A 22,930-nucleotide genomic window follows, 5' to 3' on the forward strand; every position below is an offset into this window, starting at 1 on the left:
TCCCGGTAGGGTGGATAAGGCAAACGCATCCACCATGGAATTTAAAAAAGGCGGATGCGCTACGCTTATCCGCCCTACATTTTTATGGTTATCGGACTTTCACCCGTGTCAATTCCGTACCGTCCGGCCTCATCACATGCGTTGAGCAAGCCAGACAAGGGTCGAAACTATGCAGCGTGCGCAAAATTTCCACCGGTTCGTCCGGCACCTCGACTTTAGTGTTCATCAACGAAGCCTCGAACGCACCGATATTGCCTTGCTCGTCGCGCGGAGAACCGTTCCAGGTGGTCGGCACCACGCATTGATAGTTGGCGATCTTGGTATCTTCTATTTTAAGCCAATGACCCAAAGCACCGCGCGGGGCTTCGGTGAAACCGACGCCTTTGACGCTGCTCGGCCAGGTTTCCGGGTCCCAACGCTCGACATTAGCCGTGCTGAGATCACCGGTTTTCAGATTGGTGATTAGTTTGTCCATGAAATAACGCATCTTGCCGGCGGCCCATTGCGCTTCCAGACCACGCGCAGCGGTTCTGCCCAAGGTCGAGAACAAGGCGCTGACCGGCACGTCCAGAGTTTTCAGGACAAAGTTGATCTGCTCAGTCATTTCTTTGTTGCCTTGCGCATAGCCGATGACATAGCGCGCCAACGGACCCACTTCCATGGCATGGCCGCGCCAGCGTGGGGCTTTGATCCAGGAATACTTGGCGCTTTCGTCCAGTTCCTGGATATTGGTGCGGTCGCCCTTGGTTTTGGCGCCGATTTTATAGTTCGGTTCGGTGATGCCGTCCCAAGGATGCAAACCCAGTGCTTCGTCTGGGTACTTGTACCAGGAGTGCGGTACGTATTCCTTAATTTGCTCGGGATCGGTCAAGTCCACTTCATGGACTTTCGTGAGATCGCCGTTGATGATCGCGCCGCGCGGCATCAGCAAGTTGGCGGCGGAATAGTCGTTGGCATGGTCCGGGATGTCGCCATAAGAGAGCATGCTGGCACCGGCCAAACCACCGCCGTACATCCAGCCTTTGTAGAACTGCGCAATCGCCAGTAGATCTGGAATATAGACTTGGTCGATAAAGGTAATCGTGCGGTCTATAATCGACGAAATCAGGTTCAAGCGCTCCATGTTCACCGCACCGACCGCGCCGACGCCGTCCAGATTGATCGCACACGGCACGCCGCCGACCAGCCAATTCGGATGCGGATCTTTGCCGCCGAAGATGGTGCGGATTTTCATGATGTCTTTTTGAAAGTCCAGCGCTTCCAGATAATGGGTGACCGCCAGCAAATCAGCTTCGGGCGGCAGCAAATAGGCCGGGTTGGTCCAGTAGCCGTTCTTGAACGGGCCAAGCTGACCGGATTCGACAAACTTTTTCAGACGGTTTTGGGTATCGCGGAAATAGCCGGGCGAAGATTTGGGATTGCTCGGCGAAATCTGTTGCTGCAAAGCCGAAGTCGCTACCGGATCGGCCTTCAAGGCATTGACCGGATTCACCCAATCCAAAGCATGCAGATGATAGAAATGCACCAAGTGATCGTGCGCTTGCAGACTGAGCTGCATGATGTTGCGGATCGAATTGGCATTTTCCGGGATCTTGATTTTCAAGGCATCTTCGACCGCGCGCACTGAAGTCAAGGCGTGGGTACCGGTACAAACGCCGCAAATACGTTGCACGAAGGCCCAGGCGTCGCGCGGATCGCGGCCTTTTAAAATCACTTCCAGCCCGCGCCACATGGTGCCGCTGGAGATGGCGTTACGGATGATGTTGTCGTCGTCGATATTGACTTCGCAGCGCATGTGGCCTTCGATGCGGGTCACCGGATCGACCACGACGCGGCGGCCGGCATCGTTTAAGTTAAAACCGTTGGGGGTGTTTCGGACTGTCATTATTGCTGCGCTCCTGGTTGTTTATCCCCGGCTTGTTTGGCGTTGTTTAAAGCGGTCAAACCGGCATGCGCGGCAACACCGGCCCCGACAATCGCGGCGGCGGTGCCACCGACCACATCGGCGTTAGCTTCGATACCAAATTGATTGATGCCGGTGAGGCGGTCGTAAAAGCTACCTTTATCCCAAAAGCCATCCTCGGAACAGCCGATACAGCCGTGGCCGGATTGAATCGGAAAGGAGGTGCCCTCGTTCCATTTCACTGTGGAGCAGGCGTTATACGTGGTCGGTCCTTTGCAACCCATTTTGTACAGGCAATGACCTTGGCGGGCGGCTTCGTCGTCCCATTGTTCGACGAACTGGCCGGCGTCGAAATGCGGCCGTCTATAGCATTTGTCGTGGATGCGCTGGCTGTAGAACATTTGCGGCCGGCCTTGTTTATCCAGGGTCGGCAATTTGTCGAACGTTAATAAGTAGGCCACCACCGCCGTCATCACTTCCGCAATCGGTGGGCAACCCGGGACTTTGATGATGGGCTTGTCAGCCAAACCGGGTACTTTGTGTACCGGCGTGGCGCGAGTGGGATTGGGTTTGGCGGCTTGTACGCAACCCCAGGAAGCGCACGAACCCCAGGAAATGATGGCCTTGCAACTTTCTGCGGCGTATTTCAGCTGATCAACGAAGGGCTTGCCGCCAATAATGCAATACATGCCGTCCTCGGCCAGCGGCGGATTGCCCTCCACGGCCAGGATGTAATTGCCTTTGTATTTTTCGACGATCTCTGTGACGATGGCTTCGGCGTTATGGCCGGCGGCAGCCATAATGGTGTCGTCGTAATCCAGCGATAGCATGGATAAAATCACGTCTTTGGCCAACGGGTGACCGGAGCGGATGAAGGATTCCGAACAGCAGGTGCATTCCAGGCCGTGCAACCACAACACCGGAATCCGCGGCTTGGTTTCCATCGCATGGGCAATTTTCGGCGCGAAAGCCGGCGACAAGCCCAGCGAGGCAGCGGTTAAACTGCAGAATTTCAGAAAACTGCGGCGGGTGATGCCTTGCCTGCGCATCACATCGTAAAAGGTTTCGATCATGGATACTCCAGTCGTCGTTATGGCTAATCGAAGTGACTGGCTTGACGACGGCACGCGAGCTGAGGCGTTGCTTGTTGTTATCCAGACCTTCAACAGCAAGTTTTCAAAACCGCCCCAAGCAGCTGTGCCGTCCACCATTTGCGCAAACGGTTGAAAACCTTTGATTGTTATTATTTGGACGACAACATCCTGCTCGTTTAAGACCGGCGTTGCCCCGCCATCCATTAGCAACATCCATGCCGATCAGCGGGTAGCGCTAAAATCTTTAAGATCGTGGGACAATTAGCATTTAACCTTGCTCTACTCCTGTCTGCTAAGCAACAAAGCCCACAAAACCACGCGAAATTGGCGGAAATACGACATTGAGGTTGAGTTAAGAATGGCGGCGAAAAACCTCTCAGCACTTGGTTGACAGGTCTGAGGAGGGGCGGCTACAGTGAATAAACGTCCGCAAAGCCTTTGAGACTGGACCAACCCAAAATAATTAAGCTGAAACAACACCAGGAGCCCCTATGAACCGCTTTATCATGCTCATGTTACTGACTTTATGTAACACCCATGTCTTGGCCGATTGGGACCCGGAACTGGAAGCGCAAGAACAAGCAAAGCGGGAAGCCACACAGCGCGCCGAACAAGTCAAGCAGCGGGAGGCGCAAAAAATGATCGACGCCGCGAATGCCAAAGGCAACCAGGAAATGATGGACAGCAAACGCAAAAACCTGGGGGCGGCAGCCAAGGGTAAATCGGATGCGGAAGTGAATCGTTTGTACGACGCCAAGATCAAACAAACCACAGACGAGGCCAATCGCTTGGCTCAGGAAGCTCGCAGTGCGCTTAGCCAAGGCCAAGGCGCGGCGGCGGTAAAACAAGTAACCGGCAAAAGCCTGCAGGAATTGGAAAATATGTCCGATGAAGAAGCCGACGCCCTGTCTCGGGAATTGGAAAAGAAATACGGGCAATGAGGAATAGTGCCTCGCGCCCGCCGTTCGGATAAACAATCCCTAGCCTAGAGATTCATCCGCTCACACTCCCGGCAAAGGAACTGTCGGCTCTGGCTTATTCGCCGTCTATCTCTTGTTCCAGCAAAGTCCGCAGGCCGGCCGGCATTTCCAGGGTTTCCGGATCCCAGCCTTCCAGCTCCAGCACATCTTTCAGGCATTCTTCCATGATCAAATGGGCTTGTTGCGTGGCATCGGCAATCCGTTGATGCACCCGGGTTTGCACCTCGCTACCGCTGCGCTCTGAACAATGGGCTTGGTAATCAAACAGTTTACGTAAGCTATCAATCTGTCCGCCCACTTGCGACGGGCAGGAACACATGTACAAAATCCCCTGGACGTTGATACGTTTGAGTTGTTGATTGCTAAATTGGGTTTCCAGTTTCATGATGCGAGCTCTCGATTTTCTCGTTTATTATAATTATCGGGTTGGCGCCAACCCTGGCTCTAATTCTTTTCCGCCGCATACGCCGCTAAGCTTCGACCGGCGGCATAGGCTATCAAGGCCAAGGCCAGTTATCAACTTTAGGCAGATTCGTTAGCGCCAAGAAGCTAATTTTAACAATCAATCCAAGATCAAGCCGGCGCTAACAGGCTGGTGAAAAACCCGCCGATATTTCCCCTTACCCACGATGTTCGTGATTTTTTCGAGTTGAAATCGGTCATGACATCGAGTTTCAAGCGTTTTGCCCCGGTTTCAAGGGCTTTTTATTCGCCTGAAGCCGTCTGTGGACGGTTTTCAGGCGAACTTCACCCTAGGCGGGTGCACTCCACGCCGGTTTCGGCGTGAACACCAATAGGTTGAGCATGCGCGTCAGGTTGTAGGCGGCAAAGCAAAACAAGGCCTGACCCGCGACTTTGGCTAAGCCGATGTGACGGGTTTTGCGCAGGCCGCCGACCGTTTTGACCCAGCCAAAGGCTTCTTCGACGATTTTGCGGCGCTTGAGACTTTGGGCGTAACCTTTGCCGCGCGCGGTGCGGCCGTCGACGGCACTGCCAATCTTTTTGCGGGCCACATGGGCTTTGATATCACGGGACTCGAGTCCGTTGACGAACGCCGGTTGGTCATAGCCTTTGTCGGCACCGACGCTGCCACCTTGGGGCACGCGGCGTTTGATCATTTTTTGCGCGGCTTCGATTTCGGCGGTGCCGGTGGCTTGTGTGGTTTCGACATCGACAATCAGGCCGTTGCGATTCTCGGACAAGGCATGGGTGATGTAACGCAGTTTGGCCTCGGTGTATTCGCCTTTCTTGTAAAGCCGGGCTTCGGGATCGGTTGTACTTTGATGGGTGGCGTTGCTGCGCTTTTCGCCACTGAAGTCGATCTCGGGATTGCGGCCGGCGGGTTTATCGGGACCACTACCATCTTTTTTGACGAAGCTTTTGTGCGAGGCCCAGGCTTCAATGAGGCTACCGTCGACGCTGAAGTGTTCGTCGGACACCAGATTTTGCCATTCGGCTATGGCCAGTACCCGCTCAAAAAATTCGCGACTCAGGGCTTCAGACAACAGACGTTCGCGGTTGGCACTGAACACTGTGCGTTCCCACACGGCGTCGTCGATGCCCAGACCGACAAACCAGCGAAACAACAGGTTGTAGTCCAGTTGTTCCATCAACTGACGCTCGCTACGGACCGTATACAGGACTTGTAACAGCAAGGCGCGCAGCAGTTTTTCAGGGGCAATCGAGGGACGGCCTGTGTGCGAGTAACGCTCGGCAAAGACGGCATCCATAGAGGCCAATACGCCATCAACCAGTAGCCGTAAACGACGCAACGGATGCTGTTTGGGAATACGGTCTTCCAGGCTAACATAGCTGAACCAGCTGTTTTGAATGGCATCGTGTCCGCGCATTGAAAGGCTCCAAATTTAGGTAGCCTATTTTAACAGTTGGCCCCTCATCTATGCCTTAGCTTACTTGGCTTTTCGAGTTTTTCACCAGCCTGCTAAACCACCGCTGATCAATTGCCGGGTACGGGCATAGGTTTCCTGAATGATTAAGGCATCGGTGCTGGCCCGATGCCGCAACAAGGCCATATCCTGAATCACTTGCCGTTTGGTTTGGCTCCAGATATCCATCTGCGCTTCTTTTAATATCATTTCCAACGCGCTGAGATAAAAACCCGGCTGTACGCCGCAGCGAAAAAACAAGCGAGATAACCACGGCTTATCAACCACCCAGCCATCGCTATACACCGTTTTACCGGCTAAAAAATCATTCAATTCGCTGGCCACCAGGGCGACGGGTTTTCCACAATTGACTAAGATCTCTCGACTGAGCCCATGCACGCACTCAGCCTGCGCATCCCAGTGAGTCCAATCGCTGGCCGGCTTGATCAGCGCGCAATATTTTTGCCCGTTTCCCAATACCACGCCCACTTCGATAGGATAACTATCGAAGCCAAACCCGGAGGCTTCAAAATCGATGACATTCGGTCTGATGGTTTGCAACTGAGCATCCCTTTGCAAATCGTAAAACGTGTAAGCCTAGCCTAAATCGACGAATAAGATCGACGTAAACGGGCCGATTTAATTTTATAAAACCAGCGTAAAACCAGTAACAAAACCAGTATGCCGCCGAACAGCAAGGGCCGGCTCAGATCTTTTTTGACCAGCCAGGCAAAATGCACCACGCCGGCAACGGCAATCGGGTAAACCAAACCGTGCAAGCGTTTCCAGTTTTTGCCGCCGAGCCGGCGCTGCATGGCGTTGGTAGAGGTTACCGCCAGCGGAATCAGCAGCAAAAACGCCGCAAAACCAACAGTAATGTAAGGACGTTTCAGGATGTCTTTAGCAATAGCCGACCAATCGAAAAACTGGTCCAAAACCAAATACGTCGAAAAATGCAGGCAAGCATAAAAAAATGCAAACAAGCCCAGCATCCGCCTGAGCCGGACCAACCAGTTTGCGCCGCTTAGCTGCCGTAGCGGCGTGACACCCAGACTGATCAACAAAAACGTCAAGGTCCAATAACCGGTATTGTGGGTGATTTTTTCGATGGGATTAGCACCCAATTGGTCTTGCCAGGCCGCCGTCAGCAATAACCCCAGGGGCAGCAAAGCCGCCAAAAACACCAGCGGTTTTAGACTCCGCAGGTGACTATCGTCAAGCGCTTTCCAATTCATAGTTAAAAGTTTTTAGTCAAATCCATCCCGGTATACAAACCGGCTACTTGCTCGGCATAGCCGTTGAACGGCAAGGTCGGCCGTTTTAGAAAGTCGCCCAAGCGGCGTTCCTTGGCTTGGCTCCAGCGGGGGTGATCGACTGCCGGGTTGACGTTGGCATAAAAGCCGTATTCATTTGGACCGGCTTGCATCCAACTGGTCGTGGGCTGCTGTTTGACCAAACGAATCTTGACGATGGATTTGGCGCTTTTGAAACCGTATTTCCACGGCACGACAATACGCACCGGTGCGCCATTTTGATTGGGCAAGACTTCGCCGTACAAACCAAAAGTCAGCAAAGCCAAGGGATGCATGGCTTCATCGATCCGCAGGCCTTCGCGATACGGCCATTCCAATACCGCCCGCCGCTGGCCGGGCATTTGCTCGGGGTCGTGCAAGCTGACGAATTCCACATAACGCGCCTCGCTGGTCGGTTCCACTTGTTTCAACAGCTCCGCTAAGGGATAACCCAACCAGGGGATGACCATCGACCAAGCCTCCACGCAACGCAGACGGTAGATGCGCTCCTGCATCGGTGCCAATTTCAGCAAATCTTCGATGGCAAATTGTTTGGGTTTGCGGACCTCGCCTTCGACACTTACCGTCCAGGGCCGGGTTGTCAGACGGCCGGCCATTTTGGCCGGACCTTCCTTGCTGGTGTCGAATTCGTAAAAATTATTGTATTGGCTGACATCTTCCAAAGGCGTCAGTTTATCGGTCAAGCCGTAAGCTTCGGAGAGACTGCTTGCCAGTTTTTCTCCGCCAACAGCAGATCCTGCCAGCAAAGCGGCAGATCCGCCAAGCGCCAACTGCATGAAATGCCGGCGCTGGTAAAACAGCTCGCGCGGCGTGATTTCGGAAGCGGGAATTGCGGGGATGCCGGGAAGTTTCATGGGGACGCCTCGTGAAAAGTTTAGAACCACTCGACCGTATACCGGGCCAGCAGTTCCGCTTGCGGCAAAATCAGACCATGGGCTTTGCTGCGGTCGTCCACGCTCTATTTGTGTGGCTTTTTCTTGCTATCCGACTTTTTGGCTGCCGCCTTTTTTGTAGCAGTCTTTTTTGTAGCAGTCTTTTTTGTAGCAGTCTTTTTTGCGGACTTGGCGACTTTTTTATGCGCGGATTTCCGTGGATTTTCCTCCGCTGTCACTTTCGCGGCGTCAGTTTGCGCAGACTGCTCTGCCAGATCCGCGCTATCCGGCGGCAAATCCGGCATCGGCAATATGGCAGCGTCGCTGCCGTCATCAACGGCTGCCCGGTCGCAGTCCGGCAAGTCTTGATCTTCAGGTGAGCAAATGACTCGATAGATAATTTTCCGGTCTTCGTTTTTACCGGTTTTAGGTTCTAGCGGCCTAACAATAGGCGCGGTGTCGTCTGAGATTGTGCCCAATAATTCGGCCGCGGCTGTTTCACTGTATGCCCAAACGCTAAAAAGCAAACTCAAATAACACGCCAGGTATATCGGGCGACTGGAATCACTACTACGCCGACTAGCCATGGGGCTGCAATTGCTTTAAGTGACGTTTGGCTTCATCCCATAAGCCGTCCAGTTCCGCCAATTCGCAATCGCGCAGCTCGCGACCGGAGGCTTCCACTTGCTTTTCGATGTAATTGAAGCGGCGGGTGAATTTTTTAGTGGCTTCGCGCAAGGCGATTTCCGGATTGACTTTCAGGTGCCGAGCCAGATTGACGACCACCAACAACAAATCGCCGATTTCCTCCTGGATATGGGCTTGATCGCCGGACTGCCAAGCTTCGTGGACTTCCTGCAACTCCTCGCGCACTTTGTCGAATACCGGCTCGGTTTCCGGCCAATCGAAACCGTGGCTAGCGGCACGATTTTGGATTTTCTCGCATTGCACTAGCGCCGGCAGGCTTTGCGCGACGCCGGCCAACACACTTTCGGTGTGCTGCGCAGGCTGTTTCAAACGGCGTTCTTGCGCTTTGGCCTCGTCCCAGGCTTGCTGGCGCTGCTCATCGGTATCGAATTTAACCTCGGCAAACACATGCGGATGCCGACTCACCAGCTTTTCGCTAATTGCCGCCGCGACTTGCTCGAAATCGAACAAACCGCGCTCATCGGCAATTTGCGAGTGAAACACGACTTGCAGCAACAGGTCACCCAATTCGCCACGTAAATCGTCGAAATCGTTACGTTCGATGGCGTCGGCCACCTCGTAAGCTTCTTCGATGGTGTAGGGAATCAGGCTATGGAAATCCTGCTTGACGTCCCAGGCGCAACCCCTCTCCGGGTCGCGCAAGCGGGCCATCAACGCCAGCAATTCCTGGGTTTTCGTCAAACTCAAAATGTCGAACCGAAGGTATCCTGATAGCGTTTTTTGAACTCCGCCATCGTGAAGGTGTGGTTCTGGGTGCCATTGTGCTCAATTTTGATCGCGCCCAACAGTGAAGCAATCCGCCCGGTAACATCCCAATCGTAATCGTTGATCAGACCATACAGCAGACCAGCCCGATAAGCGTCTCCGCAGCCGGTGGGGTCCAGCAGTTGTTTGGGCTTGGCGGGCGGAATATCGATCACTTCGCCGCGCGTGTATACCTTGGAACCGTTACCGCCCAAGGTGATGATCAAGGCGTCGACTTTTTCGGCAATTTGCTCCAACGTCAGGCCTGTGCGCTGCTGCATCAACTCCGACTCATAGTCGTTAAAGGTGGCGTAATTAGCCAGTTCCAGGAACGCCAACAATTCTTCGCCATCAAACATCGGCATGCCTTGGCCGGGATCGAAAATAAACGGAATGCCTTGCTCGGCGAATTGCTGGGCGTGCTCTTGCATGCCTTGCTTACCGTCCGGGGAGACGATACCAATGGTAATGCCCGAGTCAGACGGCACGGTATTTAAATGCGAAAAACTCATGGCACCGGGATGGAAAGCGGTAATTTGGTTATCGTCTACATCGGTGGTGATATAGGCTTGACCGGTGTAATGATCGTCCAGCACCTTGATATAACGGCTGGAAATGCCGCATTGGCTCAGCCATTGGGCGTAGGGTTCGAAATCGTGGCCGACGGTCGCCATGATAGACGGCTCTTCCTGCAACAATTTCAGGTTATAAGCAATGTTACCGGCGCAACCGCCGTATTCGCGGCGCAAGGCCGGCACCAGGAAAGACACGTTAAGCATGTGTACTTTCTCGGGGAGGATGTGATGTTTAAATTTGTCGTGAAACACCATGATGGTGTCGTAGGCCATGGAGCCACAGATCAATGCACTCATTATTATCCTTGTTTGACGATTTTAGCCGCCTTAAGGTAACGGATGTTTGAAACAGGCACAAGACGAAAGCGACAAAATCAGCCGCTCTCCTTGCCTTTATCCCTTACAAAAGAATCAACGCCCAGGTCACGCCGGCCCAAATCAAGGACAACATGACTGCCGCCGAGCCTATGTCCTTGGCGCGTCCAGATAACTCGTGATGCTCGAAACCGACCCTGTCCACGACCGCTTCTACCGCGGAATTCAGCAACTCCACCAGCAACACCAAAACCACGCTGCCGATTAACAAGACTTTTTCGATGGCGGTTTGCCCCAGCCAAATTGCCAATGGCGTTGTCACCACGAACAAGGCCACTTCCTGACGAAACGCTTCCTCGTGCTGCCAGGTGGCCTTGAAACCGGCGACCGAAAAAAAGCAGGCGTTAATCAGCCGCTTAAGTCCCTTTGCATTTTGATTTGCCATTACTTATTCCTACTCCTCGATCAGGGTCCGATAACCATCGGCATCCATTAATTGTTCCAGTTCCGCCGGATTATCGGCTTTGATGCAAAACAGCCAGGTTTGATACGCGCCGTCGTTTACCAACTCCGGCTCGTCCGTCACCGCTTCGTTGACTTCAACCACGCTGCCGCTGACCGGGCTGAACAAATCGGAAGCGGTTTTGACCGATTCCACCACCGCCAGCTGTTCGCCCGCCTTCACGACCCGACCCACATCCGGCAAGCCGATAAAAACGATGTCGCCCAATTCGGACTGGGCGAAGTCGGTAATACCGACGCGCACGACATTGCCATCTTCCAGCTTGGCCCATTCATGGGTTTGCGCATATTTCAAATTTTCAGGTGTTTCACTCATTTGCATTTCCCTCAAGCCGTGACAGTAATCCAAAAGGATAACCGGCTATTTTTTTAACACAACAAAAAATTACAGACGTCAGCCCAAACTTTATAATCCCAACTCTATGGGGAGCACTTACAACAAGTTCGGCCATTAAGACGTCAAACTACATTTAACAAAATTCATGCGAATAGCACTTTTCCTAGCAGGCTGGCTTGGCTTTGTTAGCCTGACTCCGACCTCCGCCAAGGCGGACGATGACGACGCCCCCACACGCACCGCCCAACCGAAACCGGCCGGCAGCAATGTCGCCCCCGATGTGTTACAGCTAGACAGCGCCGCGCAAAAGCTAGCCGGCATTCAAACCCAAACACTCGTAGCGGTTAAACAAACGCCCGAATTTGCCGCTTACGGCACGGTGGTCAACCCGGAACCGCTGCTGAGCATCCGCCAGCAATTCCTGGCCGCCAGCGCCCAGCAAGACAGCGCCCAAGCCCGTTACAGCGAAGCGGCGCAAAACCTGAATCGCACCCGAGACCTGCATCATCAGGACATCGTTTCCACCCGCCGCCTGCAGGAACAGCAAGCGATCTGGCAGGCTGACAAAGCCAATCTGGCCGCCAACAGCTACCAGCAACAACTGATCGCCGCCAACAGCCGCCTAGTGTGGGGCGACACCCTGAGCAACTGGTTTACCCATGCTCAGGATAAAAACGCCATGCAACTGCTGGAACATCGCGCCCAGTTACTGCAAATCACCCTGCCCGCGAATAGCCGGCTCGATCCCGGCGTCAAGCTTATTCATATCCACGAACGCGGCCAGCGCCAAGCTGCCTTGCCTGCCGAGCTGATTTCCGCCGCCCCGCAAGTCGATCCGGTATCGCAAGGTCCGCGTTATTTTTTCAAGTGTGCGGACTGCCAACTGCCGTTCGGCACCCATATTACCGCCTGGGTTCCGGAGGGCGGCCAAGTCAGTAGCGGCGTCACTATCCCGCAACCAGCCTTGGTCTGGCATCTGGGCCAAGCTTTTGTGTTTATCAAAACCGATGCCGAGCATTTCAGTCGCCGGCCGCTCAAGCAATACAGCAGCACTAGCCAGGGTTATTTCGTGGCCGACGATTTGCGGCCCGGCGAAGAAATCGTCACCACTGGCGCGCAAACGCTGTTATCGCAGCAGTTGAAAGGACTGATACCCGACGAAGATAAAGATTAGCGCCGGCCTAGTGTCGTATCTGCAGCACCTGGACCGATTCCCACACCCGCTCGGTAAACTCCGCATCCATCGCCGGCATGCCATCCTGGAGCCACTGCACGATCACTTTAGCGATATTGGGATAGGTGACATGCACCGCATGTGGATTGTGCAGCCAGTCTTCGATTACTGCGTCGTCCAGATCGAACATCGTATGACCGTAGCCCAGTTGCTTTAAAGCCTCGGCGTTGGAAATCTGCTCCATTTGCGCGTGCAGGGGCTTGACCAGAATCTTCTTGCCCAATTGCAAGGACTCGCTGGCCAATTCGAAGCCCGCATTGCTGATGATGCCGGCGCAATCGTACAAATCCCGCTGGAAACCTGCTCTGGACAGTCGCTTGCAAACTATGTGCGGATATTTCGACACCGCCGGTTCCGGCGAGTAAACATGAAACTCAAAATTTTCGAATGGGCACAGCAGCTTAACCACTACTTGCGGATCTTCGAAAGGCAAATACACCAATATTTTATTGGCCTGGGTGTTTTGCGGAAACGCCGGGGTTTCGATAATCGGCGGCAAAATCGGTTGGCCGAAATGGTGCCAGTGCAGACCTATGCCGATGTCCGCCGGGGCAAAATACTTCATCACCTGCTCGGCAATCGGATCGCCGCCGGCGCGGGGAATTTTGTGTCCAAAGGCGTATTGATGGCCGATACCCAAGACTTTTTTCTTTTGCCGCCTTGCCGCCCAGGCTGTGACCGGCTCGAAATCACTGATCACCAAATCGTAAGCACTTAAGTCCAGGCTGCTGATGTCTCTGATAAAACGGATCGGACTCGCCTCCAGCGCGGTTTTCACGTAACTGACCTGGCCGTTATGGGTGTTAAAGGTCAAGCCGGTTTTAACCTGATAGCCGTTGAAGACTTCCATGTCGAAGTATTTGTCCGCCGGCCGGCCGGTAAATTGGAAGGTCACATCAAAACCCGCCGCGTATAGTTCTTTCGCCATCACTCGGGCGCGGGTGATATGACCATTGCCCGTGCCTTGCACGCCATAAAAAATTTTCATCATAAAATGTAATTGAGACTAAAAATTGCCGCGCTAACCCCCAAGACCACGCCCATCAGCGTGTCGGTGGGAAAATGCACGCCCAAAACCACTCTGGAAAAACCGACCAGCGCGGCCCAAACATAAAGAACCGGCAGCAACGCAGGCGCGAAATAGCCCACTAAAGTTGCCACCATGAATGCGGCCGAAGTATGTCCGGAGGGAAAACTGAATTGATCCGATGGCGTAATCACGCTCTGGAAATCCTGCAGCGCTTGTTGCGGACGGTTGCGTTTAAAGCCTTTTTTTAGCAGCGTATAGACCGGTCTTTCGATTAGAAACGCTAATATCATGGCCCGCAATAACGCATCGTTGATCCCTTGATCCCAATAGAGCCAGGCCGCGAGAATGACGTACAGAAAACCGTCGGCGGTGCGGGAAATCATGCGGCAAAAGCGCACTAGGTAGGCATGGATGGCAACGCTGTTCAACCAGGTAAACATCGTCACGTCGTACTTATGAATGGAGTAAATCAGCTTCATGGTCTGGCCCTCGTTGTTTGCCGCGCGCGTCGACCGCGACCTTCACGCAGCAGTTGAAAATCTTCGATTTTCCGTTTCACGTTGATCCCTGATGACGAGACCAGCTTAGAGATGCTTTGTGACAACAATATGAAGCTTTGTTTAAGCTTATGTGACAGGCCCATTTCGGCGATTGTTTGTTACAATTGCCGGCTGCGGCGCGCTTGGCTGTTTGGCGCGTTCGAGACCGGCGATCTATAACAACACGGCAAAACCTTTTCGGTTTTAATCAGGGCACTATGCAACGTTTTTGCACTATAGGTTTTGTACTCGGCCTGATCTTGATGGTCTTCGGCGTGACCTACGCGCTACCCATAGCCACTTCGCTGTATTTCGAGGATGGCATGGTCGATCACTTTGTAAACGGCATGTCACTGAATATAGGGATTGGCAGTCTGCTTTCCGGCGTGACCATGCGCTTTCGCGGCGATGTGAAAACCCGAGACGGCTACTTGCTGGTAGCTTCGTTCTGGGTATTGATGTCTTCCGCGGCCACATTGCCGCTGATTTGGGGCATACCCGGCCTGTCGTTCACGGACGCTTTTTTTGAATGCGTTTCCGGCTTTACCACCACCGGCGCCACGGTATTGGTCGGTCTGGACAATTTGGCCCCGTCACTGAACCTCTGGCGACACGAGCTAAACTGGATAGGTGGATTGGGCATCATCGTCCTGGCCGTGGCAATTTTGCCGTTGTTGGGTGTTGGTGGTATGCAGTTGTATAAAGCCGAGATCGCTGGCCCGGTCAAGGACAGCAAAATCACCCCGCGCATCACCGAAACCGCCCGCTTGCTCTGGCTAGTCTACGCCGGCGCCACCTTAGCCTGTATCCTGGCATTGAATTTGGCCGGCATGGGTTGGTTCGACGCCATCTGCCACTCATTTTCCACTCTCGGACTGGGTGGGTTTTCGACGCACGACGCCAGCATCAGCTTTTACGATTCGGCAGCTATCGAACTGGTGCTGACTATTTTCATGCTGATCGCCGCGATGAATTTCGCGACACATTACACGGTACTGCATAATCGCAGCCTTAAGCCGTATTTGTCCGACCCGGAAGCGATACCGATGCTGGGTGTCATAGCCTGTAGTACCTTACTTTGCAGCAGCTATCTTTGGCATTTCGATATTTACCCGGATTTTTTCATTTCTCTGCGTCATGTTACTTTCAACCTGGTTTCTATCGCCACCGACTGCGGCTTCGCCAGCATCGATTACGACACATGGCCACCCTTTGTCCCTTGGTGGATGCTGTATTTAAGCTGCATCACAGCCTGCACCGGCTCAACCGGCGGTGGCATCAAAATGTTCAGAACCCTACTGCTTTGGAAACAGGCAGGACGGGAAATGTTCAGCCTGCTGCATCCCCGCGCGGTCAATCCCATTCGGATTGGCGACACGCCGATTGCCAACAAAATCATCTTCGCCGTCCTGGCGTTTATTTTTCTGTACTTCATTTCGATTGTGGTGATGACTTTCACCCTGATCTTTACCGGACTGGACCCGATTTCCGCCCTTAGCGCCGTAATCGCCTGTATTAATAACGCCGGCCCCGGCCTAAACCAGCTAGGCCCATCACATAGTTACGCCAGCCTCAGTGATTTCCAAACCTGGATTTGCGCAATAACCATGTTACTCGGCCGTCTGGAAGTCTTTACGCTAATCGTGCTTTTTACACCCACTTTCTGGAGAAAATAGTACAATTCGTCGCCTTATCGTCCGCAAGCCCTCTATAAAAACAACATAGACTTAGCGTGACCGGATCGCAACACTCACCACTTATCAGGAACATTGGCATGACTTCCGCTACACATATTGATTTTCTTAGTAAAAGAAAGCTGGCCTTTTACTTTTCCGGCACGCTGTTGTTAATTTCCATTGTTTCATTTTTCGTCAAGGGTCTGGATCTGGGCATAGACTTTACCGGCGGCAGCGTCTACGAATTGCATTACAACCAAGCCGCCGATCTGGACAAGATGCGCAGCACGCTGGAGCAACAAGGCTTCGCCGATGCCAATCTGCAACATTTCGGTAGCGCGGCTGACGTGTTAATCCGCTTGAAGCCGGTAGAAAACATCAGCCAAAAAGAGCTTAGCGAAAAAGTGCTAAATGTCGCTAACAGCAGCCAAAGCCAACCCGGCGAACTGCGCCGCGTGGAATTCGTCGGCCCGCAAGTGGGCGATGACTTGGTCAACGATGGCGGCCTGGCCCTGTTCTTCGCTTTTGTCGGCATCATGTTTTACGTCAGCATTCGCTTTGAGTGGAAATTATCCTTGAGCGCGATCGCTGCCTTATTCCACGACAGTATCATCACGATGGGTTTTTTCTCGGTATTTGGCTGGGAATTCGACATGACCGTGTTATCAGCAATTTTGGCCTTGATCGGTTATTCCATCAACGACACCATCGTGGTCTACGACCGGATTCGTGAAACCGTCCGCACCAGTCGCATCAAGGAATCAATCAACGACATCGTTAACACCGCACTGAACGACACGCTGAGCCGGACCATTCTGACCTCGTTAACCGTCTTCTTAACACTGTTGGCCCTAGCTTTCCTCGGCGGCAAAACCATCCACGGCTTTGCGATTGCTATGCTGATCGGCGTCGTTAAAGGCACCTACTCGTCGATTTACATCGCCAGCTCGCTCGCTTTGAGCCTGGGCTTGAGCCGCGACGACCTGATGCCGCCCGCCAAAGACAGCGTCGTCGACGACATGCCTTAACCCGAATTTTCATTTATCACTTCAAGCGAACGCTCACGGAATAACTTGATGACACAAAAGCTTAATACTCGCGACCTTACCCAACTCACCCTCGGCATCCCCGGCTTTGCCTATAAAGACTTGTACGATGCCAAACGCCTGTCTGATTTGTTGACGGTATTCGATCAGTCGGTACAGCAACACGATGCCGCCTTGTTTGCGGAAATTACTGCTTACCGCGCCTGCGGCGGCGAAGGCATGAAGCCCGAGGAAGTTTCCGAATTGTTGGTAAGAATGGCACCGCTAGTCGGTACCTTCGTCGCGCGTTTATTCAATGTCAGCGATGTGCGCGCCCAACAAATCGACCATATTCGCGGCGAATTCGACGCAATATTTGTTTATCGCACAGAAATCGTTGGCAATTTGAACAAGCTTTTCAAAGGTCAAACCATCGAAGGCTGGGATATTGCCGCACTTAGCGCCCAACTGAATGGCTTATTGACCGCTGCTGACAAACAGGATTTATTCCAAGCTGACCCGGAATTGGCGATTAGCCAACTCGGTGCCGATTTATGGCGCTTGTCGCAACAGGCGGACATTACTGATGCCGAGCTTGCCGCGTTCAAAGACCAATTGACCGGCTACGACAGTGCTGCTGCCCTGGTAGCCGGCCTGCTGGACATCGTCCGTCGCTGGAGCTTTGCCGCCCAACACGACCCGGAATTACAAGCCTATGTCGCCAAATGGGTGAGTTTCAAGGTGCCGGAAAAAACCAATCTGGACAATCTGGTTGACCACGAGACAGTGGCGCAAAACGGCTATGACGTCTGGGCTTGCGACGATCACCATCATCGCCGCCGCGACGGCTTTGCCTTGACCGACAAGCGCTTCAAACAGCGCCAGGTGTTGTATGAAGTCGATCATTGCATTTACTGCCACGACCGGGATAACGACTCCTGCTCGAAAGGCATCAAGAACAAAAAAGACGGTACGTTCAAAACCAATCATTTGAGCGCACTGATGACCGGCTGCCCGCTGGAAGAAAAAATCTCCGAGATGCACGTGGTCAAACGCCAAGGCGACAATATAGGCGCACTGGCGATGATCATCATCGACAATCCGATGTGCCCCGGCACCGGCCACCGGATTTGCAACGATTGCATGCGCGGTTGTATTTATCAAAAAACCGAGTCGGTGAATATTCCGCAAATCGAAACCAATGTGCTGACAGACGTATTGTTCATGCCTTGGGGTTTTGAAATTTACAGCCTGTTGACTCGCTGGAATCCGCTGAATGTCAAGCGCTCTACCGCCCTACCGTATAACGGCAAAAACGTGCTGGTGGCCGGCATGGGTCCGGCCGGTTATACCTTGTCGCACTACTTGCTGAACGAAGGCTTTGGCGTGGTCGGTATCGATGCATTGAAAATCGAGCCACTTCCCCTGCATCTGACCGGCGACCGCGACAACGTGCCGATGCCTATCATGGACTTCCAAGACCTTTACGAAGACCTGGATAAACGTGTGTTGCTGGGTTTTGGCGGCGTGGCCGAATACGGGATTACCGTGCGTTGGGATAAAAACTTTTTGAAAGTCATTTACCTGACTTTGCTGCGCCGCAACGCTTTCAAATGCTACGGCGGCGTGCGTTTCGGCGGCACCATCACTATCGATGAAGCCTGGGAGATGGGTTTCGACCACATCGCCATTGCCAGTGGCGCCGGCAAACCAACGGTGATCGATCTGAAAAACAACATGACCCGTGGTATCCGCAAAGCGTCAGACTTCTTGATGGGCCTGCAATTGACCGGCGCGGCTAAAGAATCCTCGCTGGCTAATCTACAAGTTCGGCTACCGGCCGGCGTCATCGGCGGCGGCTTGACAGCCATCGATACCACCACCGAATTACTCGCCTACTACCCCGGCCAAGTCAGCAAGATTTTGCATCGCTACGAAAAACTGGTGGCCAAATACGGCGAAGCGGCGGTGCGCAGCCGTTACGATGGTGAAGAACTGGAAATTCTGGAAGAGTTCCTGGCGCATGGCCGCGTCATCGAACAGGAGCGTGAACGCGCCGCCGCCGCTGGTGAAACACCTAACTTCCTGCCTTTCCTGAAACAATGGGGCGGCGTGACGCTGTTCTACCGCAAAGGCATCAAAGACTCACCCGCTTACCGCCAAAACCACGAAGAGATTCACGAAGCACTCTCTGAAGGCATTTACCTAGCCGAAGGCATGAGCCCATTGGAAGCGATCGAAGACCAATACGGCCATTTACAAGCCGTACGCTTTGAGAGACTGACCGAGCAAGACGGTAAATGGCGCAAAACCGATGAAGTGGAAGTGAAGCTGCGCGGCCTGTTCATCGCCGCCGGCACCGCACCCAACACGATCTACCAATCCGAGCATCCGCGCACTTTCGCGATGGAAGGCAAATTCTACAAACGTCACGAGCCCGACTGGTTGGACGGCAAAGCGCAACTGGCGCCGATGGCCGATGAAGCGCAAGTCAAAGTGGGCAAACCGGCACCGTTTACGTCTTATGTCAGCAACGGCCGCTACATCACTTTCTATGGCGACAACCATCCGGTTTATGCCGGCAACGTGGTAAAAGCCATGGCCAGCGCGAAAGACGGTTATCCGTATATCGTTCAACTGTTTGCCAACGAGCTTGCTGGATTGGATGCCGCGCAACAACCGCAACGCGATGCGCAGTTACGCGACTTACAGGACAGACTGGATGCGACTTTCCTGGCGCATGTCGTCGAAGTGAATCGTCTGACACCCACCATCATCGAAGTGGTCATCAAAGCGCCCGCCGCTGCGAAACATTTTGAGCCCGGCCAGTTTTACCGGGTGCAAAATTACGAATCACTGGCTCCTGTAGTCGAAGGCACCACGCTAGCCGCCGAAGGTTTAGCACTCACCGGCGCCTGGGTTGATAAAGAGAAAGGTTTGGTGTCTTTGATTGCCCTAGAAATGGGCAGCTCTAGCCGCTTATGCGCAACCTGGAAAGTCGGCGATCCGCTGGTGTTGATGGGCGTGACCGGCGCCCCGACCGAAATCCCAACCAGCAAAACCGTTTTGCTGCTGGGCGGCGGTTTGGGTAACGCGGTATTGTTCTCAATCGGTAAAGCCATGCGCAATGCCGGTAACAAGGTGCTGTATTTCGCCGGTTACCGTAACAGCGAAGACTTGTTCAAGGTTCCTGAAATCGAAGAAGCGTCCGACGTGATTGTTTGGGCGGTAGACGACAGACCCGGCAACGAAGCGATCCCGGTCACTCGGCCACAGGATAAAACCTTCGTCGGCAACATCGTCGAAGCCATGGTGTCTTACGCCACCGGAAAATTAGGTGACACCAGCATTCGTCTGCAGGACGTCGATCATCTGATCGTCATCGGTTCAGATAGGATGATGGCAGCGGTAAAAGCCGCACGCTTTGCCGCTTTAAAACCGTATTTGAAGGAAGGCCACGAGGCGGTCGGCTCAATCAACTCGCCGATGCAATGCATGATGAAAGGCGTCTGCGCCCAATGCTTATGCAAACACGTGGATCCGGAAAGCGGCGAAGAGAGCTTTATGTATTCTTGTTACAACCAGGATCAGGCACTGGATTATGTGGATTTCCCGAATCTGGCAGCCCGTCTGCGGCAAAACACGGTACAGGAAAAACTGTCCTCACTCTGGCTGACGTATTTACTCGAAGCCCAATGATAACAAGATAGGCAGACTTTAAGCCTATCCCCGGTAGACTACAGACCCGATCCATATCGTCGCTCCCGCAAAGGCCAGAGACAAAAGGCTTTAACGAATTCCCGCCTGCGCGGGAGTGACGAATATATTGGATTTAATGGCAGGGTTAAGCATAAAAACCCAAGCATTCCTTGCGGAATATCCGGGCTTTAGCGATGCTAAACTACACTCGCTGTAAAGTTACAAACTTTGTACTATCGTGATAGCCAAACCCGTAGTTAAGCGGGCACGGCAAAAGCAGTCACGGTCGAGGAACTCACTCCCTACCGTGACTGTCCAGCACCCAGTTATTGAAAGGAGTTCACCCGTGTTTTCGCGCATCCTTCTACTCATTTTACTCACCTGCTCACCACTAATAGCTTGGGCAGACGCAGAACAAGCAGCACAAGCCCTTAATCTGACTAAGCATTGGGTGGGTTATTTGGCTATCGGCATATTTGCCGTTGCCTATCTGCTGGCAATGACCGAAGAGGTCACCGAATTAAACAAATCCAAACCCATGGTATTAGCCGCGAGCTTGATCTGGGCCTTTATCGCGGGCATTTACGTGAATAATGGCATGAGCGAGCAGGCCGGACACGCATTCCGTGCTTGTCTGGAAGGCTATGCGGAACTGTTTTTGTTCATCATGGTGTCGATGGCTTATCTCAACGCAATGGAAGATCGCGGCGTTTTCGATAATCTGCGGGTTTGGTTGCTCAGTAAAGGTTTCAGCTACAGAAAACTATTCTGGATTACCGGCATCATGTCGTTTTTCATGTCCTCGGTTTGCAACAACCTGACCACTGCACTGCTGATGGGTGCAGTGATCGCAGCCATGGGCAAAGACAATCGCAAGTTCGTTACGTTGGCTTGCATCAACGTCGTGGTAGCCACGAATGCCGGCGGTTCGTTCAGCCCATTCGGCGACATCACCACACTATTGGTTTGGCAAAGCGGGGTTGTACCGTTCAAAGATTTCTACTCGCTTTTCATCCCGGCCATAGTCAATTTCGCACTGCCGGCGATAATCATGCATTTCTGGATACCCAAACAGCAACCTGCCGCAGTCGGTAAAGCCCCAAAAATGAAACGCGGCGCAATGACCATGATCGTGCTGTTTTTACTGACGATTATTACTGCGGTCTGCTTCGAAAACATGTTGAAACTACCACCCGCGGCCGGCATGCTGGCCGGCCTGACTTATCTAAAATTCCTGGGCTTTTATTTGCAAAAAACCGCTGATAAAGACAACGGCAAAATTAGCGATTTCGCCCACGTGTATAAATTATTTAACGTTGCGGTTCCCGACGCCAGGCCAAGCCAAAAATTCGATGTATTTAAAAGCGTCGCCACACTGGAATGGGACACCCTGCTGTTTTTTTACGGCGTCATGATCAGCGTCGGCGGCCTGAGTTTCATTGGTTATCTGACCATGGCCTCGGATGTGTTATACGTCGGCATGGACCCCACCATCGCCAACATTGTGGTCGGCATCCTGTCGGCTTTCATTGATAACGGTACCATCATGTTTGCGGTACTCACCATGCATCCCGACATCTCGCAAGGCCAATGGCTGTTAGTCACATTAACCGCAGGCGTGGGCGGCAGCTTATTGGCAATCGGCTCGGCAGCAGGCGTAGGCTTGATGGGACAAATGAAAGGCGTTTACTCCTTTAGCGCACACTTGAAATGGATGCCGGTCATTTTGATCGGTTTTTTCGGTAGCATTGCCACGCATTTCCTGATTAACGGTAGCTATTTTTGACGCGACAAGCTCTATTGGGCAGTCTTTTTCATGGCCTGCCCAATAGGCCAATTGCAAAATTCAGTATTTTTTTTGTTTTTTGCGGCAATCAAATTTGCATTTGCAAGCGGCCAAAAGCGGATTTCAGTCAAGCCGACTCTCCATAAAAGCCTAAAAAAAATCACTTCATTTCAATATCTTAGCCCGCCAATAGCCACCCGCAACCTACGTTAGCCTGACATTTGCACCGTCCAAAGACAGCCGACAACCTATTGTCACAATCATTTAACAAGCAAAATCTAGCTAGTTTTTGTGGATACCCGCCAATTGCGATGTATAATGGAGGCGATTTAGCTCGGTATCGTTGTCGCTTTTCAAGTCTGCAATCGGATCAACAAACATTGTTTTCCACTACCTGCTTTATTCACCAACCCTAGTTACAAACCAGCGAATAGCACTTTATTAGCAAGAGAGATTTATGTCAGTTCAAGTAGAAGGCAAAGTAAAATGGTTCAATGACGAAAAAGGCTTCGGCTTCATTGAGCAAGAAGGCGGCAAAGATGTATTCGTACACTTCAGCGCCATCAACGGCAACGGCCGCAAAACCTTGAAAGAAGGCCAAAAAGTCACGATGGAAGTGACCAATGGTCAAAAAGGCCCACAAGCGGAAAACGTAACACCGCTGTAAATTGAACTGAAAAAGCCGCCTAACC

The 22,930-nt window shown here is 52.8% G+C and carries 21 protein-coding genes; 7 read left to right on the plus strand and 14 right to left on the minus strand.

Annotation, left to right across the window (positions count from 1 at the left end; all coding sequences use genetic code 11):
* Positions 1-88: 88 nt before the first annotated feature.
* Positions 89-1,885 (minus strand): nickel-dependent hydrogenase large subunit, encoded by a 1,797-nt coding sequence (locus ACMXD4_RS19755; RefSeq protein ID WP_415879155.1) that lies wholly within the window; start codon positions 1,883-1,885, stop codon positions 89-91.
* Complete coding sequence (locus ACMXD4_RS19760; RefSeq protein ID WP_020483432.1) at positions 1,885-2,976, minus strand: hydrogenase small subunit; 1,092 nt, start codon at positions 2,974-2,976, stop codon at positions 1,885-1,887. The genes ACMXD4_RS19755 and ACMXD4_RS19760 overlap by 1 nt, the downstream gene beginning before the upstream one ends.
* Before the next feature lie 512 nt (positions 2,977-3,488).
* Here ACMXD4_RS19760 and ACMXD4_RS19765 point away from each other — a divergent pair.
* Positions 3,489-3,938 (plus strand): hypothetical protein, encoded by a 450-nt coding sequence (locus tag ACMXD4_RS19765; RefSeq protein WP_101054322.1) that lies wholly within the window; start codon positions 3,489-3,491, stop codon positions 3,936-3,938.
* 94 nt (positions 3,939-4,032) lie between these two features.
* On the opposite strand, the gene ACMXD4_RS19770 is transcribed toward ACMXD4_RS19765, so the two are convergent.
* The 10 genes from ACMXD4_RS19770 to gcvH all read right to left on the minus strand — a co-directional run bounded on the left by ACMXD4_RS19770 (position 4,033) and on the right by gcvH (position 11,228).
* Positions 4,033-4,362 (minus strand): hypothetical protein, encoded by a 330-nt coding sequence (locus ACMXD4_RS19770; protein WP_205800421.1) that lies wholly within the window; start codon positions 4,360-4,362, stop codon positions 4,033-4,035.
* A gap of 367 nt (positions 4,363-4,729) precedes the next feature.
* Entirely contained in the window at positions 4,730-5,827 is a 1,098-nt protein-coding gene (locus ACMXD4_RS19775; RefSeq protein WP_415878136.1) for an IS5 family transposase, read from the minus strand.
* An 81-nt stretch (positions 5,828-5,908) separates the two neighbouring features.
* Positions 5,909-6,424 (minus strand): hypothetical protein, encoded by a 516-nt coding sequence (locus ACMXD4_RS19780; RefSeq protein WP_415879156.1) that lies wholly within the window; start codon positions 6,422-6,424, stop codon positions 5,909-5,911.
* A gap of 41 nt (positions 6,425-6,465) precedes the next feature.
* Positions 6,466-7,098: a sulfite oxidase heme-binding subunit YedZ gene (locus tag ACMXD4_RS19785; protein ID WP_165786374.1), complete on the minus strand. Its 633-nt coding sequence runs from the start codon at positions 7,096-7,098 to the stop codon at positions 6,466-6,468.
* 2 nt (positions 7,099-7,100) lie between these two features.
* A complete protein-coding gene (gene msrP / locus ACMXD4_RS19790) occupies positions 7,101-8,030 on the minus strand; it encodes a protein-methionine-sulfoxide reductase catalytic subunit MsrP (protein WP_101054328.1) in 930 nt (309 codons plus the stop codon).
* 104 nt (positions 8,031-8,134) lie between these two features.
* A complete protein-coding gene (locus ACMXD4_RS19795) occupies positions 8,135-8,527 on the minus strand; it encodes a hypothetical protein (protein ID WP_415879157.1) in 393 nt (130 codons plus the stop codon).
* Between the two features lie 100 nt (positions 8,528-8,627).
* Entirely contained in the window at positions 8,628-9,443 is an 816-nt protein-coding gene (gene mazG / locus ACMXD4_RS19800) for a nucleoside triphosphate pyrophosphohydrolase (RefSeq protein WP_171697505.1), read from the minus strand.
* On the minus strand, positions 9,440-10,372 hold the full coding sequence (locus tag ACMXD4_RS19805) for a carbohydrate kinase family protein (protein WP_033157836.1): 933 nt from the start codon (positions 10,370-10,372) through the stop codon (positions 9,440-9,442). The genes mazG and ACMXD4_RS19805 overlap by 4 nt, the downstream gene beginning before the upstream one ends.
* Before the next feature lie 103 nt (positions 10,373-10,475).
* Positions 10,476-10,835, minus strand: a complete 360-nt coding sequence (locus ACMXD4_RS19810) for a diacylglycerol kinase (protein WP_033157835.1) — start codon at positions 10,833-10,835, stop codon at positions 10,476-10,478.
* A gap of 9 nt (positions 10,836-10,844) precedes the next feature.
* The gene (gcvH, locus tag ACMXD4_RS19815; protein ID WP_415879158.1) at positions 10,845-11,228 is read right to left on the minus strand and encodes a glycine cleavage system protein GcvH; all 384 of its coding nucleotides are present in this window, start codon (positions 11,226-11,228) and stop codon (positions 10,845-10,847) included.
* Between the two features lie 166 nt (positions 11,229-11,394).
* On the opposite strand from gcvH, the gene ACMXD4_RS19820 reads away from it, so the two are divergent.
* Positions 11,395-12,423: an efflux RND transporter periplasmic adaptor subunit gene (locus ACMXD4_RS19820; protein WP_415879159.1), complete on the plus strand. Its 1,029-nt coding sequence runs from the start codon at positions 11,395-11,397 to the stop codon at positions 12,421-12,423.
* 7 nt (positions 12,424-12,430) lie between these two features.
* Here the strand turns inward: ACMXD4_RS19820 and ACMXD4_RS19825 are convergent, their stop codons facing one another.
* Entirely contained in the window at positions 12,431-13,471 is a 1,041-nt protein-coding gene (locus tag ACMXD4_RS19825; RefSeq protein WP_415880849.1) for an MJ1255/VC2487 family glycosyltransferase, read from the minus strand.
* A complete protein-coding gene (locus ACMXD4_RS19830; protein ID WP_415879160.1) occupies positions 13,471-13,992 on the minus strand; it encodes a phosphatase PAP2 family protein in 522 nt (173 codons plus the stop codon). Before ACMXD4_RS19830 ends, ACMXD4_RS19825 begins: the two co-directional genes overlap by 1 nt.
* 278 nt (positions 13,993-14,270) lie before the next feature.
* Here ACMXD4_RS19830 and ACMXD4_RS19835 point away from each other — a divergent pair, with 278 nt between their 5' ends.
* The 5 genes from ACMXD4_RS19835 (at position 14,271) to ACMXD4_RS19855 (ending at position 22,905) form a co-directional block, all read left to right on the plus strand.
* Entirely contained in the window at positions 14,271-15,728 is a 1,458-nt protein-coding gene (locus ACMXD4_RS19835; protein WP_171697502.1) for a TrkH family potassium uptake protein, read from the plus strand.
* Between the two features lie 98 nt (positions 15,729-15,826).
* On the plus strand, positions 15,827-16,756 hold the full coding sequence (gene secF / locus ACMXD4_RS19840) for a protein translocase subunit SecF (RefSeq protein WP_033157829.1): 930 nt from the start codon (positions 15,827-15,829) through the stop codon (positions 16,754-16,756).
* A gap of 48 nt (positions 16,757-16,804) precedes the next feature.
* Positions 16,805-20,452 carry a pyridine nucleotide-disulfide oxidoreductase gene (locus ACMXD4_RS19845; protein ID WP_415879161.1) on the plus strand — a complete coding sequence of 1,216 codons (3,648 nt, stop codon included), beginning with the start codon at positions 16,805-16,807 and terminating at the stop codon, positions 20,450-20,452.
* Positions 20,453-20,951: 499 nt separating this feature from the next.
* Complete coding sequence (gene nhaD, locus ACMXD4_RS19850) at positions 20,952-22,238, plus strand: sodium:proton antiporter NhaD (RefSeq protein WP_373276523.1); 1,287 nt, start codon at positions 20,952-20,954, stop codon at positions 22,236-22,238.
* Between the two features lie 457 nt (positions 22,239-22,695).
* Positions 22,696-22,905 carry a cold-shock protein gene (locus tag ACMXD4_RS19855; RefSeq protein ID WP_020483452.1) on the plus strand — a complete coding sequence of 70 codons (210 nt, stop codon included), beginning with the start codon at positions 22,696-22,698 and terminating at the stop codon, positions 22,903-22,905.
* The last annotated feature ends 25 nt before the right edge of the window (positions 22,906-22,930 follow it).

The organism is Methylomonas sp. TEB, from assembly GCF_047777895.1.
GTDB lineage: Bacteria > Pseudomonadota > Gammaproteobacteria > Methylococcales > Methylomonadaceae > Methylomonas.